The sequence below is a fragment of the Pseudomonas indica NBRC 103045 genome, assembly GCF_002091635.1.
Taxonomy (GTDB): Bacteria; Pseudomonadota; Gammaproteobacteria; order Pseudomonadales; family Pseudomonadaceae; genus Pseudomonas_M; species Pseudomonas_M indica.
The window spans coordinates 118,951-132,055 of the sequence record NZ_BDAC01000002.1 but is presented as its reverse complement, the minus strand read 5'-3'; the positions used below and the strand labels follow the sequence as shown (position 1 = coordinate 132,055).

Here is a 13,105-nt window from a genome sequence, read left to right as displayed (position 1 = left end):
AGGTCCCCATGAGCAGCAAGCCAGAGATTCCCGCCGCTTCGAATTTCCTTCGCCAGATCGTCCAGGCCGACCTGGAATCCGGCAAGCACCAGAAGATCGTCACCCGTTTCCCGCCGGAGCCGAACGGCTACCTGCACATTGGTCACGCCAAGTCGATCTGTCTGAATTTCGGTCTGGCCCAGGAGTTCGGTGGCGAGTGCAACCTGCGTTTCGACGACACCAACCCGGCCAAGGAAGACCAGGAATACATCGACGCCATCAAGGCCGATGTGGAGTGGCTGGGCTTCAAGTGGGCCGGCGAGGAGCGCTATGCATCGGACTACTTCGACCAGTTGCATGAGTGGGCCATCCACCTGATCAAGGCCGGCAAGGCCTTCGTCTGCGACCTGAATGCCGAGCAGATGCGCGAATACCGAGGCAGTCTGCACGAGCCGGGCAAGAACAGCCCGTTCCGTGACCGCAGCGTGGAGGAGAACCTCGACCTGTTCGCCCGCATGAAGGCCGGTGAGTTCCCGGACGGTGCCCGTTCGCTGCGCGCGAAGATCGACATGGCGTCGCCGAACATCAATCTGCGCGATCCGATCCTCTACCGTATTCGCCACGCCCACCATCACCAGACCGGCGACACGTGGTGCATCTATCCCAGCTATGACTTCACTCACGGCCAGTCGGACGCGATCGAAGGCATTACCCACTCGATCTGCACCCTGGAGTTCGAGGATCACCGTCCGCTCTACGAATGGTTCCTGGAAAACCTGCCGGTGCCGGCGCAGCCGCGCCAATACGAATTTGCCCGGCTGAACCTGAACTACACCATCACCAGCAAGCGCAAGCTCAAGCAACTGGTGGATGAAGGCCACGTGAGCGGCTGGGACGACCCGCGCATGTCGACGCTGTCCGGCTATCGTCGTCGCGGCTATACCCCGGCCTCGATCCGCACCTTCTGCGAGATGATCGGCGTCAACCGTGCCGGTGGTGTGGTGGATATCGGCATGCTGGAGTTCGCCATCCGGGAAGACCTGGACGCCAACGCCGCGCGGGCCATGTGTGTGCTCAAGCCACTGAAGGTGGTGATCACCAATTATCCGGAAGACAAGGTGGAGCAACTCGAGCTGCCGCGCCATCCGAAGCAGGATATGGGCGTACGGGTACTGCCGTTCGCCCGTGAGATCTACATCGACGCCAGCGACTTCGAGGAAGTCCCGCCGGCCGGCTACAAGCGGCTGATCCCGGGTGGGGAAGTGCGCCTGCGCGGCAGCTATGTGATCCGCGCCGACGAGGCGATCAAGGACGCCGACGGCAACATCGTCGAACTGCGCTGCTCCTACGACGAAAACACCTTGGGCAAGAACCCGGAAGGCCGCAAGGTCAAGGGCGTGATCCACTGGGTGCCGGCGGAAGGCAGCGTCGAGTGCGAAGTGCGTCTGTACGATCGCCTGTTCCGTTCGGCGAACCCGGAAAAGGCCGAGGAGGGCGGTAGCTTCCTCGACAACATCAATCCGGAATCCCTGGTCGTGCTGAAAGGCTGCCGTGCCGAGCCATCGCTGGCCAATGCCGCGCCGGAAGAGCGTTTCCAGTTCGAGCGCGAGGGCTACTTCGTCGCCGATCTGAAAGACAGTAAGCCGGGGGCCCCGGTGTTCAACCGCACCGTGACCCTGCGTGATTCCTGGGGGCAATGATGGCGCTGAGTATCTACAACACCCTCAGCAAGACCAAGGATGCCTTCAAGCCGCTGGTGGACAACCAGGTGCGCATGTACGTCTGTGGCATGACCGTCTATGACTTCTGCCACATCGGCCATGCGCGGGTCATGGTGGCCTTCGACGTGGTTGCCCGCTGGCTGCGCCATCGCGGTTATGACCTGACCTACGTGCGCAACATCACCGACATCGACGACAAGATCATCAAGCGTGCCAACGAGAACGGCGAGCCGTTCGAAGCGCTGGTGGAGCGGATGATCGCCGCCATGCACGAAGACGAGGCCCGTCTGAACGTGCTGCGGCCGGACATCGAACCACGTGCCACGGCCCATATCGCCGGCATGCACGAGATGATCCAGACCCTGATCGACAAGGGCTACGCCTACGCGCCCGGCAACGGCGACGTGTACTACCGGGTCGGCAAGTTCGCCGGCTACGGCAAGCTGTCGCGCAAGAAGATCGAAGACCTGAAGATCGGCGCCCGCATCGAGGTGGACGAGATCAAGGAAGACCCGCTGGACTTTGTGCTCTGGAAGGGCGCCAAGCCGGGCGAGCCGAGCTGGGATTCGCCTTGGGGCAAGGGGCGCCCGGGCTGGCATATCGAGTGCTCGGTGATGTCCACCTGCTGCCTCGGCGAGACTTTCGACATCCATGGCGGCGGTCCGGACCTGGTGTTCCCGCACCATGAAAACGAGATCGCCCAGAGCGAGGCGGCCACCGGCAAGCTGTACGCCAACGCCTGGATGCACGCCGGCGCGGTGCGTGTGGACGGCGAGAAGATGTCCAAATCGCTGGGCAACTTCTTCACGATCCGCGAGGTGCTGGAGAAGTACCATCCCGAGGTGGTGCGCTACCTGCTGGTCTCCAGTCACTACCGCAGCCCGATCAACTACTCCGAAGACAGCCTCAAGGAAGCCAAGGGGGCTCTGGAGCGTTTCTACCATGCGCTCAAGGGGCTGCCCCGGACCGAGCCGGCGGGTGGCGATGCGTTCGTCGAGCGCTTTGCCGCGGCGATGGACGATGACTTCAATACGCCGGAAGCCTGCGCCGTGTTGTTCGAAATGGTCCGCGAGGTGAACCGGCTGCGTGAGGCCGATCCTCAGGCCGCCGCCGCTCTGGCCACGCGGCTGAAAGCGTTGGCCGGTTTGCTCGGCGTCCTGCAACTGGAACCCGATGCATTCCTGCGGGCCGGGGCGGAGGGCAAGGTCGATGCGGCGGAAGTCGAACGCCTCATCCAGGCCCGTCTTGATGCCCGTGCCGCCAAGGACTGGGCCGAATCCGACCGTATCCGTGACCAGCTCACTGCCATGGGCGTGGTGCTGGAAGACGGTAAGGGCGGTACCACTTGGCGTCTGGCCGAGTGATCCTTCCACTGAAAAGAAAAGGCCGCTTGTAGCGGCCTTTTCTTTGTCTGTCGGTCGGCGTCAGACGAATCGCTGATCGGCAAAGCCGCGTGGCAAACGCTGTGGGCCGGGGAGGGCGGCGAGTCTGTTTTCCCAGGCTGTGCGCCAGTCATTGGAGACGTGCTCCTTGCTTGCCTTGCGGGCGGCACGTCGTGCGGCGTTGCGCTCTGCCCGGCGGGCCTCTTTGAATGCCTCGGTGTTACGGCAATTGCGGCATTTCACCTTGGCCAACTGCGATGTGGATGGCAGGTTATTGCCGTGTCGGCCGCAGGCCAAGTGTCCGGCGACCTTGTAATGAGTAACCATCGGTCGGTCTCCTGAAGGCGGGATACATCGCCCAGAGCAGCGCTAGCAGTTGACGCCCTGGACGCTCCCTTCAAGAGATTGGACTTCGCTGGTTGGGTTGCGGTTCGTTGCATGCTCTCGTCTCAGTTCATCGGCGGCAACCGCCGCGCTACCGAAGTCTTCTTGACGATGGCGGTGTTGGTCTCGGCGTAGCCGTTGATGCGGTCGAGCAGTTCGTCCAGTTGTTCCATGGAGCGCACGTGCAGGCGGGCGATGAAGCAGTCTTCGCCGGTGACCTTGTCGCATTCGGTGAATTCGGGGGTGGCCTGGATCAGCCGTTCAACCTCGTGCAGCCTGCCCGGTAGCGGGCGTACCCGGACGATGGCTTGCAGCTGGTAGCCGAAGTGACGCGGGTCGATCTCCACGGTGTAGCCCTTGAGCACGCCGCGCTCTTCCAGGCGGCGCAGGCGTTCGGCGACGCTGGGGGAGGAGAGGCCGCTGATCTGCGCCAGTGCCTTGAGCGAGCGGCGGGAGTCTTCCATCAGGGCGGCGATCAGGGTTTGGTCGATTTCGTCGGTCATATGGAGCCTGTTAGGTGGTCGATTGAAAATGCCTCTGTAATAAAGGCGTTTTCCCTGTTTTGCCTCAGATTAGCGCTGGAAGCGGGGATGCGCACATCTGAATAATGAAGGCTCCTGTATTGGAGCTGAAACCATGGATAAAGCACTCAAACGCGGATCGCTGGAGATGGTTGCAGCGATGCTGATCTCCGGAACCATCGGCTGGTTCGTGCTGGTCTCGGGGCAGGCGGTGGTGGACGTGGTGTTCTGGCGCTGCCTGATCGGTGGCGCCATGCTGCTGGTGGTGTGCCGAGCACTCGGTATGTTGCGTGCCGATCTGCTGGGGCGTCGGGTGCTGGCTCTTGCGGTGCTCAGCGGGGTGGCCATCGTCGGCAACTGGTTGCTGCTCTTCGCTTCCTATTCCGGCGCATCGATTGCCATCAGTACGGCGGTGTACAACGTCCAGCCATTCATGCTGGTCGGGTTGGCGGCGCTCTTCCTGGGTGAGCGCATCACATCCGCGAAGCTGGCCTGGCTGGGACTGGCCTTTCTCGGAATGTTGGCCATCGTCAGTGCCCATGGTGGCTCGGCAGAGGGAGGCGGTAATTATCTGCTGGGCATCGCCTTGGCGCTCGGCGCGGCATTCCTGTACGCCATTGCGGCGCTGATCGTGAAGCAACTGAGCGGCACGCCGCCCCACCTGATCGCACTGATCCAGCTCGTTACTGGCACCTTGATGCTGGCACCGCTGGCCAGCTTCGAGCTGCCGCAGCAGTCTGCCGCCTGGGCCAGCCTGATCACGCTGGGCATTCTGCATACCGGCGTGATGTACCTGCTGCTCTACGACGCGATCCAGAAACTGCCGACGGCACTGACGGGCGCGCTGTCGTTCGTCTATCCGATCGCGGCGATCTTCGTCGACTGGTTGGCCTTCGGCCATCGCCTGAGCCTGCTGCAATGGCTGGGTGTGGCGGCCATCCTGCTGGCGGTAGCCGGCATGCAGCAGGGCTGGAAAATCACCGGCTGGTTTTCGCCGAAGCCCGGTCGGGCCGGGTTGTAAAGGTGATCAGACCTTCAGTCCCTGCTCCCGCAGCCGCTTGTACAGCGTGTTGCGGCTCACGCCAAGGCTGCGGGCCAGATGGGAAACATTGCCGCCGCAGGCATGGTATTGGCTGATCAGATCGGCGCCGGGCGAGCTGGGGTATTCGTGCGTCGGCATTGACGTGACCTGGTTTGCTTCCAGGTCGGCGAAGAAGTCATCCGGCAAGTGCTCGGGGCGGATCGGTTGATCATCGGCCATGGCCAGCGCCACCTGGATCACGCTGCTCAACTGGCGGAGGTTGCCGGGCCAGGGGTGGCGTTGGAACAGTTCGAGCACGTCGCGGCTCAGACCCGCCCATTGCTGGGGTTCGCGATAGTAGTCCCAGACCCGCTGGAACAGCGCCGCCTTGTCGCTGCGTTCGCGTAGGGGGGGTAATTCGAGGTTGAGACCGCTGACGCGGTAATAGAGGTCCTGGCGGAACAGTCCAGCCTCCACGTCCTGGCGGAGAAGACGGTTGGTGGCGGACATCAAGCGGATATTCACCGGATAGGGCTCGCCGCCGCCCAGCGGCTGCACGCTGCGTTCCTGCAGGACCCGCAGCAGCCGAGCCTGTACGTTCAGTGGCATATCGCCGATCTCGTCGAGGAACAAGGTGCCTTTGTCGGCCTTGCGGATCAGCCCGATGCTGCCTTTCTGATTGGCCCCCGTGAACGCCCCCTTTTCGTAGCCGAACAGCTCCGACTCCACCAGCTCCGCCGGAATGGCCGCGCAGTTCACCGCGATAAAGGGCTGCTCCGCCCGCGAGCTGGCCTGGTGCAGTGCCTTGACGAAGACCTCCTTGCCAACCCCCGTTTCGCCATGGATCAGGATGGGAATGTCCTTTTCCAGAATTCGCTGGGCTTGCCGCACGGCCTTGTCCACCCGCGAATCTCCGAGGTTGATCGAGTCGAGGGTAAAGCCTTCCTGCTTCTTTGTGGCAACGGGCTGGGGGCGGAAGTCGCGGGCCTGGATACGTGGTTTCTGCGGGCGTTTGAGCAGACCCTGGAACCGGTAGCGGCCGGCGGCGCGCAGAGGGAAGGGCTGGCCTTCCGGTTGGTCGAGGAGTTGCTGTAGCGGTATGTCGAACAGGCTTTCCACCCTTACGCGTGCCAGCCCTACACCGAGCAGGCTGTCCGCCCGGCGATTGGCGGAAACCACGAGGCCGTCCTCATCGAACATCAGCAGGCCGGACCATTGGCTATCCAGGTTGTCGTGACTGGTGTTGAAGGTGAGCTGGAAATACTGGTCCCGGAACAGGTTGAGGATCAGCCGGTTCTCCACCGACTGGCTCATCATCTTGACCATTCCCAGGGTATGGGTAGGCGGCAGGTAGCTGTCGCTGGAAACATCGAGCACGCCGATCATCTGGCGCTGCGCATCGAAGATCGGCGAGGCGGAGCCGGTCATGAACCGATTGGCCTTGAGGAAATGCTCGTCACGCTGGATGTGCACGGCCTGTCCGCATGCCAGGGCTGTGCCGATAGCGTTGGTGCCGGTCTGGCGCTCCAGCCAGCCGGCGCCTGCATCGAAGCCGGGCGCGTAGGCGGGCTCGACGAAGCGCCGGTCGCCCCAGGATTGCAGTAGCTGCCCCTGGTTATCGGCCAGGAGGATGAGGCAGTTGGAGTTGGCGAGGATGTTTTCGTAGTAGGGCAGGACTTCCTGGTGGGTGGTCTGCACCAGGGCGCGATGGCTTTCCAGCAGCGCCGATACCTCCCCTTGGGGAGGGCGGCCGAAGCTCGGGGGCGTCTGGTGGGTCAGGCCGTAGTCGCGACAACGGTTCCAGGATTCGCGAATGATGGTGTCATGCAGCAGCTGGGCAGGTTCGGCCATGTGGGTCAGTCCCGTCGGCGTTTCTTGTTTTTATGGGCGCTCGAGCACCTCGCTGGGTTAGACAGTGTTGTTCATGACTGTTCAATGTCAATGATCAAAGTGTCCAGTTGTTCACGCGAAAATGTTCATTCTCGCTATATCAGCGCGGTATCCAGTGCCTTTCTCTGTCCATTAACTCTTTTTAATTCAGGTGCTTACTTTCGATTTTCGAAAACGAACAAGGCTTGGCACGAAAGTCGCCTTATCGGTTGAACAGCCCAAGTGCTGTGCAGGCTAAACAATGATAAGGACAGGCCATGTCGTTAACGCTGGAGCATGTCAGCCGCATCGTCGATAACCAGATCTACATCGAGGATGCCTGCCTGAGCTTCGAGCCGGGCTCTTTCAATGTGCTGGTCGGTCGCACCCTGGCCGGCAAGACTTCCCTGATGCGCCTCATGGCCGGACTGGACAAGCCCACCAGCGGACGCATCCTGATGAACGGCGCGGATGTTACCGGTGTGCCGGTACGGCACCGCAACGTCTCCATGGTCTACCAGCAGTTCATCAACTACCCGACCATGACGGTGTTCGAGAACATCGCTTCGCCGCTGCGCCAGGCGGGGATGGACAAGGTGACGATCGAGCGCAAGGTGCGTGAAACCGCCGAGATGCTGCATATCGAGTCCTTCCTAGGCCGCTATCCGCTGGAGCTGTCCGGTGGACAGCAGCAACGCACGGCGATGGCGCGTGCGCTGGTCAAGGATGCCGATCTGATTCTTTTCGACGAGCCGCTGGTCAATCTGGATTACAAGCTGCGCGAAGAGCTTCGCCAGGAGATGCGTGAGCTGTTCAAGGCGCGTCGAACCATTGCAGTGTATGCCACCACCGAGCCCAACGAAGCGCTGGCCCTGGGCGGGACCACGACCATTCTCCACGAGGGGCGGGTGATCCAGAGCGGCAAGACCGCCGATGTCTATCACCGGCCCCAGCAGATGCTGGCCGCGGAGCTTTTCTCCGAGCCGCCGATCAACCTGATGCACGGGCGCATCGCCGACAACGAAGTCAGTTTCGAGGACTGCCTGCACTTTCCGTTGAACCCGGATCTGCGAGGCATCGGCGAAGGGGAGTACCGCTTCGGCCTGAGGCCCAGCCACATCGGCCTGGTGCCATCCAACGATGACGATCTGGAACTGGCGGTCACGGTGGAGCTGGCCGAAATCAGCGGATCGGAAACCTTTCTCCACGTGCGCAACGAGCATTTCACGCTGGTCCTGCATCTGCAGGGCGTCCACGAATACGACGTGGACGCGCCGATCCGTATCTACATCCCGACACACAAACTCTTTGTTTTCGAGCCGGCCGGCCGGCTGGTACAGGCGCCGAGTCGCCGCGTCCTGGGGGGTATCTGAATGGCCGAGATCCGTTTGCAGAACCTGGCGCACAGCTACAGCGCCCGGCCTTCCGGCCCGGAAGACTATGCGATCCGCGCGATGACGCACATCTGGGAGCAGGGCGGTGCCTATGCGCTGCTGGGGCCCTCGGGCTGCGGCAAGTCGACATTGCTGAACATCATTTCGGGCCTGCTCAGCCCGTCCGAGGGGCAGGTGCTGTTCGATGGGAAGGAGGTCAATCACCTCACTCCGGAGAAGCGCAACATCGCCCAGGTTTTCCAGTTCCCGGTGATCTACGACACCATGACGGTGTACGACAACCTGGCCTTCCCGCTGCGTAACCAGGGGCTCCCCGAGGGGCGGATACAGAGCAAGGTGCATGAAATCGCCGAGGTGCTCGACCTTCATCCCTTGCTGAAAAGGAAGGCACGCAACCTGACGGCGGACGAAAAGCAGAAGGTCTCCATGGGGCGCGGGCTGGTTCGTGATGACGTGTCGGCGATCCTGTTCGACGAGCCGCTGACGGTGATCGACCCGCACCTGAAGTGGAAGCTGCGGCGCAAGCTCAAGCAGATCCACGAGCAATTCAACATCACCATGGTCTACGTCACCCACGATCAGTTGGAGGCTTCCACCTTCGCCGACAAGATCGCGGTGATGTATGGCGGCCAGATCGTCCAGTTCGGTACGCCGCGGGAGCTGTTCGAGCGGCCCACCCATACCTTCGTCGGCTTCTTCATCGGCAGCCCGGGAATGAACCTGTTCGAGGTGCGGCGGGAGGCGGATGGCGTTCGCTTCGGTGTCATTCACCTGCCGTTGCCGGAGGCGCTTCAGCGCCGTCTGGACGGCATGCAGTACGAAAGCCTCAAGGTGGGCATCCGCCCGGAGTTCGTGCACGTCTGGGATGCGCCCTATGCCGAGGCGATGCAGGCCGAGGTCATGCACGTCGAGGATCTCGGCACCTACAAGATTCTGACCCTGCGCCTGGAAGGCCAGACGCTCAAGGCACGCCTGCAGGAGGATCGTCCCGTCCCGCAGGGGCAGGCCTACATCAGTTTCCCGTCGCAGTGGCTGATGCTCTATGCCGATGAATTCCTAGTGGAGGCGGGCGCATGAACAAGATCGTCAACAACAAGGCTTGGTGGCTGGTCCTGCCGGTATTCCTGCTGGTGGCGTTCAGCGCCATCCTGCCGATGATGACCGTTGTGAATTACTCGGTACAGGACATCTTCGATCAATCGACGCGCTTCTTCGTCGGCACCGACTGGTACAAGCAGGTACTGCGCGACCCCCGGTTGCACGACTCCCTGGGGCGCCAGTTCATTTTTTCGGCTTGCGTGCTGCTGATCGAGATCCCATTGGGCATCGCCATCGCCCTGACCATGCCGACCAAGGGGCGCTGGGCGTCGTTCTGCCTGATCGTCATGGCGATTCCGTTGCTGATTCCGTGGAACGTGGTCGGCACCATCTGGCAGATCTTCGGGCGCGCCGACATCGGGCTGCTGGGCTGGACGCTGAACAAACTGGGGCTGAGCTACAACTACGCCTCGAACACCATGGACGCCTGGGTCACGGTGCTGGTGATGGACGTCTGGCACTGGACCTCGCTGGTGGCGCTGCTCTGCTATTCCGGGCTGCGGGCGATTCCCGACGTGTATTACCAGGCGGCGCGCATCGACCGGGCATCGTCCTGGGCGGTGTTCCGCTACATCCAGCTGCCCAAGATGAAGAGTGTGCTGCTGATCGCCGTGATGCTGCGCTTCATGGACAGCTTCATGATCTATACCGAGCCGTTCGTGCTCACCGGTGGCGGGCCGGGCAACGCGACGACCTTCCTCAGCCAGACGCTGACCAAGATGGCGGTGGGCCAGTTCGACCTGGGGCCGGCTGCGGCGTTCTCGCTGGTGTATTTCCTCATCATCCTGCTGGTGTCCTGGGTGTTCTACACCGCCATGACCCACTCCGATAAGAACCGCTGAGGACCGACCATGAATCTGCGCAAGCTTGTCGTGCTGGTGCTCTACGTGGTGTTTCTGCTCGTGCCGATCTACTGGCTGCTGAACATGTCGTTCAAGAGCAACACTGAAATCCTCGGCGGGCTGAGCCTCTGGCCGCACGAGTTCACCCTGCGCAATTACCGGGTGATCTTCACGGACCCGAGCTGGTACGAGGGGTATCTCAACTCGCTCTATTACGTCTGCCTGAATACGTTGATCTCGCTGACGGTGGCGTTGCCGGCGGCCTATGCGTTCTCGCGCTATCGTTTCCTCGGCGACAAGCACCTGTTCTTCTGGTTGCTGACCAATCGCATGGCGCCGCCGGCGGTGTTCCTGCTGCCGTTCTTCCAGTTGTATTCGTCGATCGGCCTGTTCGATACCCACATTGCGGTCGCCCTGGCGCACTGCCTGTTCAACGTGCCGCTGGCGGTGTGGATTCTCGAAGGTTTCATGTCCGGCGTGCCGAAGGAAATCGACGAGACGGCGTACATCGACGGGTACAGCTTTCCGAAGTTCTTCGTGAAGATTTTTATTCCTTTGATTGGCTCGGGAATCGGTGTCACCGCGTTCTTCTGCTTCATGTTCAGCTGGGTCGAGCTGTTGCTGGCACGCACCCTGACCTCGGTGAACGCCAAGCCGATCGTCGCGGTGATGACCCGTACCGTTTCCGCATCCGGCATCGATTGGGGCGTGCTGGCTGCCGCGGGGGTGTTGACCATCCTGCCGGGCATGCTGGTGATCTGGTTCGTACGTAACCATGTGGCCAAGGGCTTCGCCTTGGGCCGCGTCTGAGGAGGTACAGATGGATTGGATGGCCTGGACTCTGCCCACTGCCGCGTTCTTCGGGAGTATTGCGCTGGTGTTGGTGAGCATGACTGTTTGGGAGTTGCGTTCGCCCTGTGTGGAGCGCAAGGGATTTCTGCCGATCAGCACGACCCGTGGCGATCGGTTGTTCATCGGCCTTCTCGGTAGCGCCTACTTCCACCTGCTGGTGGTGGGCGTGACCGACTGGAGCACCTGGATCGCCTCCGTGCTGTCCCTGGTGTGGTTGTTTGCAGTGATGCGCTGGGGTTAGCCGATTGGCCTGCCCATCCCCTAAAACGAAGGAGGTGTCTATGTTCGACAATAACAACAAGACCCGACATGGCATGGCACTGGCGGCCCTGCTCGGGATGTCCGGTCTGAGTGGCGCGGCCTGGGCCGACGCTTATGAAGACGCGGCGAAGAAGTGGATCGAATCCGAGTTCAACCCTTCGACCCTGTCCAAGGAAGAGCAGCTCAAGGAGTTGCAATGGTTCATCAAGGCGGCCGAACCCTTCCGTGGTATGGAGATTAACGTCGCATCGGAAACCATCGCTACCCACGAATACGAGTCCAAGATTCTGGCCAAGGCGTTCAGCGAGATCACCGGGATCAAGCTCAAGCATGACCTGATCCAGGAAGGCGACGTGGTGGAAAAACTGCAGACTCAGATGCAGTCCGACAAGAACATCTATGACGGCTACGTCAACGACTCCGACCTGATCGGCACCCACTTTCGCTACGGCAAGGTGGTACCCATCAGCGACATGATGGCGGGCGACGGCAAGGACTACACGCTGCCGACCCTGGATATCAAGGATTTCATCGGCATCTCCTTCACCACCGGCCCGGACGGCAAGATCTATCAGTTGCCCGACCAGCAGTTCGCCAACCTCTACTGGTTTCGTGCCGACTGGTTCGAGCGCCCGGAGCTGAAGGCGAAGTTCAAGGAAATCTACGGTTACGAGCTGGGCGTACCGGTGAACTGGTCCGCCTATGAGGACATCGCCGAGTTCTTCTCCAAGCATGTCAAGGAGATCGACGGCCAGCGCGTGTACGGCCACATGGATTACGGTAAGAAGGACCCGTCGTTGGGCTGGCGCTTCACCGACGCCTGGTTCTCCATGGCGGGCGCGGGCGACAAGGGCTTGCCCAATGGCCTGCCGGTGGATGAGTGGGGAATTCGTGTGGAAGGCTGCCGTCCGGTGGGTTCCAGTGTGGAGCGTGGTGGCGATACCAATGGCCCGGCGGCCGTCTTCGCCACCACCAAGTACGTCGACTGGCTGCGTCAGTACGCTCCGCCGGAAGCGCAGGGCATGACGTTCTCCGAAGCCGGTCCGGTGCCGGCGCAGGGCAACATCGCCCAGCAAATCTTCTGGTACACCGCGTTCACCGCGGACATGACCAAACCCGGCCTGCCCGTGGTGAATGCCGATGGCACGCCCAAGTGGCGCATGGCCCCCTCGCCAAAAGGCCCGTACTGGGAAGAGGGGATGAAGCTGGGCTACCAGGACACCGGCTCTTGGACTTTCCTCAAGTCCACGCCCGAGAAGCGTCGCCTGGCTGCCTGGCTGTATGCGCAGTTCACCGTGTCGAAGACCGTATCGCTGAAGAAGACGCTGGTGGGGCTGACGCCGATCCGCGAGTCGGACATCAACTCCCAGGCAATGACCGAGGCGGCACCGAAGCTGGGTGGCCTGGTGGAGTTCTATCGCAGCCCGGCCCGCGTGCAATGGACGCCGACCGGCACCAACGTCCCGGACTACCCGCGTTTGGCACAGCTCTGGTGGCAGTTCATCGCCGAAGCGGCCAGTGGCGACAAGACTCCCCAGGAAGCGCTGGATGGGCTGGCGGCGGCTCAGGACACCATGATGGCTCGTCTGGAGCGTTCCGGTGTGCAGGGTGAGTGTGGGCCCAAGCTGAACGAGCCGCGCGATCCGGAGTATTGGCTGAACCAGCCGGGTGCACCGAAGCCGAAGCTGGAGAATGAAAAGCCCAAGGGCGAGACCGTGAGCTACGACGAACTGGTCAAATCCTGGCAGAAAGCCAACAAATAAGCAGTATTCTCCACCATG

The 13,105-nt window shown here is 61.8% G+C and carries 12 protein-coding genes; 9 read left to right on the top strand and 3 right to left on the bottom strand.

The genetic code is table 11. The annotated features are described in order from the left end of the window. Window positions 1-8 precede the first annotated feature (8 nt). Together PIN01S_RS03185 and cysS are read left to right on the top strand one after the other, a co-directional pair. Window positions 9-1,679, top strand: a complete 1,671-nt coding sequence (locus tag PIN01S_RS03185) for a glutamine--tRNA ligase/YqeY domain fusion protein (RefSeq protein ID WP_084333685.1) — start codon at window positions 9-11, stop codon at window positions 1,677-1,679. Then, complete coding sequence (cysS, locus tag PIN01S_RS03180) at window positions 1,679-3,064, top strand: cysteine--tRNA ligase (protein ID WP_084333965.1); 1,386 nt, start codon at window positions 1,679-1,681, stop codon at window positions 3,062-3,064. Before PIN01S_RS03185 ends, cysS begins: the two co-directional genes overlap by 1 nt. A 60-nt stretch (window positions 3,065-3,124) precedes the next feature. On the opposite strand, the gene PIN01S_RS03175 is transcribed toward cysS, so the two are convergent. Together PIN01S_RS03175 and PIN01S_RS03170 are read right to left on the bottom strand one after the other, a co-directional pair. Continuing rightward, complete coding sequence (locus PIN01S_RS03175) at window positions 3,125-3,409, bottom strand: hypothetical protein (protein ID WP_084333684.1); 285 nt, start codon at window positions 3,407-3,409, stop codon at window positions 3,125-3,127. A 122-nt stretch (window positions 3,410-3,531) separates the two neighbouring features. Beyond that, on the bottom strand, window positions 3,532-3,969 hold the full coding sequence (locus PIN01S_RS03170; protein WP_084333683.1) for an Lrp/AsnC family transcriptional regulator: 438 nt from the start codon (window positions 3,967-3,969) through the stop codon (window positions 3,532-3,534). 133 nt (window positions 3,970-4,102) lie between these two features. Here PIN01S_RS03170 and PIN01S_RS03165 point away from each other — a divergent pair, with 133 nt between their 5' ends. Further along, window positions 4,103-5,008: a DMT family transporter gene (locus tag PIN01S_RS03165; RefSeq protein WP_084333682.1), complete on the top strand. Its 906-nt coding sequence runs from the start codon at window positions 4,103-4,105 to the stop codon at window positions 5,006-5,008. Window positions 5,009-5,014: 6 nt separating this feature from the next. Here PIN01S_RS03165 and PIN01S_RS03160 read toward each other — a convergent pair whose 3' ends face one another. Next, the gene (locus PIN01S_RS03160) at window positions 5,015-6,859 is read right to left on the bottom strand and encodes a sigma-54-dependent Fis family transcriptional regulator (protein WP_084333681.1); all 1,845 of its coding nucleotides are present in this window, start codon (window positions 6,857-6,859) and stop codon (window positions 5,015-5,017) included. A 296-nt stretch (window positions 6,860-7,155) separates the two neighbouring features. Here PIN01S_RS03160 and PIN01S_RS03155 point away from each other — a divergent pair, with 296 nt between their 5' ends. Genes PIN01S_RS03155 through PIN01S_RS03130 form a run of 6 tightly spaced genes read left to right on the top strand, consistent with a single transcriptional unit; the run spans window position 7,156 to window position 13,087 of the window. After that, complete coding sequence (locus PIN01S_RS03155) at window positions 7,156-8,250, top strand: ABC transporter ATP-binding protein (RefSeq protein WP_084333680.1); 1,095 nt, start codon at window positions 7,156-7,158, stop codon at window positions 8,248-8,250. After that, the gene (locus tag PIN01S_RS03150; protein WP_084333679.1) at window positions 8,251-9,348 is read left to right on the top strand and encodes an ABC transporter ATP-binding protein; all 1,098 of its coding nucleotides are present in this window, start codon (window positions 8,251-8,253) and stop codon (window positions 9,346-9,348) included. It abuts the gene before it with no gap. Continuing rightward, window positions 9,345-10,211: a carbohydrate ABC transporter permease gene (locus PIN01S_RS03145; protein ID WP_084333678.1), complete on the top strand. Its 867-nt coding sequence runs from the start codon at window positions 9,345-9,347 to the stop codon at window positions 10,209-10,211. Before PIN01S_RS03150 ends, PIN01S_RS03145 begins: the two co-directional genes overlap by 4 nt. Window positions 10,212-10,220: 9 nt before the next feature. Further along, window positions 10,221-11,021: a carbohydrate ABC transporter permease gene (locus PIN01S_RS03140; protein WP_084333677.1), complete on the top strand. Its 801-nt coding sequence runs from the start codon at window positions 10,221-10,223 to the stop codon at window positions 11,019-11,021. Window positions 11,022-11,031: 10 nt separating this feature from the next. Next, window positions 11,032-11,304, top strand: a complete 273-nt coding sequence (locus PIN01S_RS03135) for a DUF2160 domain-containing protein (protein WP_084333676.1) — start codon at window positions 11,032-11,034, stop codon at window positions 11,302-11,304. Between the two features lie 40 nt (window positions 11,305-11,344). After that, on the top strand, window positions 11,345-13,087 hold the full coding sequence (locus PIN01S_RS03130) for an ABC transporter substrate-binding protein (RefSeq protein WP_084333675.1): 1,743 nt from the start codon (window positions 11,345-11,347) through the stop codon (window positions 13,085-13,087). Window positions 13,088-13,105: the final 18 nt, after the last annotated feature.

Excerpts from the sequence above, each read along its gene's own strand:
- PIN01S_RS03185 (WP_084333685.1), top strand. The coding sequence starts at position 9 with ATGAGCAGCAAGCCAGAGATTCCCGCCGCTTCGAATTTCCTTCGCCAG.
- cysS (WP_084333965.1), top strand. The coding sequence starts at position 1,679 with ATGGCGCTGAGTATCTACAACACCCTCAGCAAGACCAAGGATGCCTTC.
- PIN01S_RS03175 (WP_084333684.1), bottom strand. The coding sequence starts at position 3,409 with ATGGTTACTCATTACAAGGTCGCCGGACACTTGGCCTGCGGCCGACAC.
- PIN01S_RS03170 (WP_084333683.1), bottom strand. The coding sequence starts at position 3,969 with ATGACCGACGAAATCGACCAAACCCTGATCGCCGCCCTGATGGAAGAC.
- PIN01S_RS03165 (WP_084333682.1), top strand. The coding sequence starts at position 4,103 with ATGGATAAAGCACTCAAACGCGGATCGCTGGAGATGGTTGCAGCGATG.
- PIN01S_RS03160 (WP_084333681.1), bottom strand. The coding sequence starts at position 6,859 with ATGGCCGAACCTGCCCAGCTGCTGCATGACACCATCATTCGCGAATCC.
- PIN01S_RS03155 (WP_084333680.1), top strand. The coding sequence starts at position 7,156 with ATGTCGTTAACGCTGGAGCATGTCAGCCGCATCGTCGATAACCAGATC.
- PIN01S_RS03150 (WP_084333679.1), top strand. The coding sequence starts at position 8,251 with ATGGCCGAGATCCGTTTGCAGAACCTGGCGCACAGCTACAGCGCCCGG.
- PIN01S_RS03145 (WP_084333678.1), top strand. The coding sequence starts at position 9,345 with ATGAACAAGATCGTCAACAACAAGGCTTGGTGGCTGGTCCTGCCGGTA.
- PIN01S_RS03140 (WP_084333677.1), top strand. The coding sequence starts at position 10,221 with ATGAATCTGCGCAAGCTTGTCGTGCTGGTGCTCTACGTGGTGTTTCTG.
- PIN01S_RS03135 (WP_084333676.1), top strand. The coding sequence starts at position 11,032 with ATGGATTGGATGGCCTGGACTCTGCCCACTGCCGCGTTCTTCGGGAGT.
- PIN01S_RS03130 (WP_084333675.1), top strand. The coding sequence starts at position 11,345 with ATGTTCGACAATAACAACAAGACCCGACATGGCATGGCACTGGCGGCC.